The organism is Nocardioides dubius (genome assembly GCF_039528155.1).
Classification (GTDB): domain Bacteria; phylum Actinomycetota; class Actinomycetes; order Propionibacteriales; family Nocardioidaceae; genus Nocardioides; species Nocardioides dubius.
This window is the reverse complement of record NZ_BAAALG010000003.1, coordinates 161,620-163,732: the sequence shown is the minus strand read 5'-3', so window position 1 is coordinate 163,732 and position 2,113 is coordinate 161,620. Positions and strand designations below refer to the sequence as shown.

At 71.0% G+C, this 2,113-nt stretch carries 3 protein-coding genes; 1 reads left to right on the top strand and 2 read right to left on the bottom strand.

Translation table 11 applies throughout. The features are described from left to right. Positions 1–136 precede the first annotated feature (136 nt). Entirely contained in the window at positions 137–1,306 is a 1,170-nt protein-coding gene (locus ABD151_RS04980; RefSeq protein WP_343991929.1) for an ArsA family ATPase, read from the bottom strand. An 11-nt stretch (positions 1,307–1,317) separates the two neighbouring features. Then, complete coding sequence (locus ABD151_RS04975) at positions 1,318–1,752, bottom strand: SRPBCC family protein (RefSeq protein WP_343991927.1); 435 nt, start codon at positions 1,750–1,752, stop codon at positions 1,318–1,320. Between the two features lie 110 nt (positions 1,753–1,862). Between ABD151_RS04975 and ABD151_RS04970 the strand changes: the two genes are divergently transcribed. Further along, the coding region (locus ABD151_RS04970; RefSeq protein ID WP_343992384.1) for an AMP-binding protein at positions 1,863–2,113 on the top strand (251 nt) is incomplete at its 3' end.

Below are 2,113 nucleotides of genomic sequence, written 5' to 3'. Positions count from 1 at the left end.
CCCGCCGCCGTCGCCGCGAAGCCGGCGACCTGATGGTTCAGGTCGCCCCGGTGCTCCTTGGCCCAGTCGGAGAGCGCACCGAAGAGCTTGACGGCCTCCTCCGCCACCGAGCCCACCTGGGGCTCCTCGCCCTCACTCACTGCGCTACCTCCTCGAATCGCACCTGCAGGGCACCGGGGACCACACGAGCCCCGGCCACCCGATGTCGCGCCAGTCCGGGCGGCAACGAGAGCAGCCGACGGTACGACGCCACGGTCACCACCAGCTCGTCGCCGTGCCGGGCCAGGTCGACGTCCGCCTTGGTCACGTGCGGCAACGCCAGCTCCAGCAGCGCTCCGTGCGCGTCCCGGGTGACCCGGAACGGCTCGGCACCCTCGGGCAGCGCGAACGGGTCGTCGTCGCGGTACAGCTCTGCGGCCACGGTGCGCAACGCATCCAGTCCGACCGGCTCGCTGGCGCGGTAGAGCGAACGCCACTGCCTCAACCCGGCGAACGACTCCTCCACCTCGTCGAGCACGCTGCGCTGGGCGTCCACCCAGCCCTGGCGCCAGGCGTCGGCCGCCCCGCTCGGGAAGACCCGGTTGGCGACCACGCCGTCGACCCGGTAGCCGAACAGGGAGAGCGTCGTCCACGAGCGCCGGGCCTCGGCCAGCACCACCTTCTCCGGGGTCAGCACCAGGCGCACGCTCGCCTGCGGACCGGCCAGCAGCCGGCGCACCTCGTCGAGGTCGCCATGCAGGCGCTCGACCGCGTCGAAGACCGAGTCGGTGGGCATCGGCACGCCGGACGCCTTGGCCAGCACGGGCTTGAGGGCCTTGACCACCCGGCGCTCGAACGGGAAGACCCGCTGCATGTACCAGCCGAGTGCCTCCGGCAGGGCCAGCAGCCGCAGGGTCTCCGCGGTCGGCGCACAGTCGACGACGATCACGTCCCAGCCGCCCTCGAGCACCTGCACCCGCAGCTCCAGGAGCGCGAGCACCTCCTCGGCCCCGGGGATGACGGTCAGCTCCTCGGCGGCGACCGGGTCCACCCCGGCCACGTCGAGCACGCTGAGCAGGTAGCGCTGGATCTCCGCCCAGGACTGCTCGAAGCGACGCTGCGCGTCGACCTGCTGGACGAAGAGCAACGGCGCCACCTCGGTCGGCTCGCTGCCCACCTCGGCGCCGAACGCGTCGGCCAGGGAGTGCGCGGCGTCGGTGGAGAGCACCAGGGTGCGCTTGCCCCGGCTCGCAGCCAGGGCAGCGGTGCCGGCGGCGACCGTCGACTTGCCGACGCCGCCCTTGCCGGTGAAGAGGAGGATCCGCACGCTGGCCGGGCTCAGAGCGACTCGACGCGCTTCTTGAGGCCCTTGAGCGCGGTGTCGATGAGGATCTTCTCGCCCTTGCGCTTGAGCATGCCGATCAACGGGATCGAGACGTCCAGGGAGAGCCGGTAGGTGACCTCGGTGCGCCCGGAGCCCAGGTCACGCAGCACGTACGCGCCGTCGAGGGCACGCAGCATCTTGCCCTGGACCAGGGTCCAGGTCACCTGGCGATCGCCGTCCCAGACGTAGGCGAGGGTGTACTCGTCCTTGATCGGCGCGACATCGAGCTCGAAGTAGACCTGCTCGGCCCGGCCACCGGCGCTCGCGGTGACGTCCGCGACCCGCACGCCCTTGGCCCACAGCGGGTAGGCAGCGAAGTCGGCGATCACGTCCATCACCGCCGCGGGCGCGGCTTCGATGACGATCGACGACGTGGTCTGTTCGGGCATCGCATCCCCTGTCGATCCTCGGCAGTACAGGAAACGGAGCGTACCGGATGATGTCCGGACCCCACTGGCGGGTAACGTGCTTGATACATCTCTCACTAGGAGGCAGCAACGTGCGTGAGTTCTCCACGCCCCTGGCGGTAGACATTCCCAAGACCGGGAATCTCACGGACGACGTGGTCCGCAATGCACGTGAGGCTGCCGACGCCGTGGTGTTCAGCGTCCGCTCCGGCGACTCCTGGACCGACGTCACCGCCAGCGCCTTCCGCGACGAGGTCGCCGCGGTCGCCAAGGGCCTGGTCGCGGCCGGGATCGAGCCCGGCGACCGGGTCGCCCTGCTCTCGCGCACCCGCTACGAGTGGAC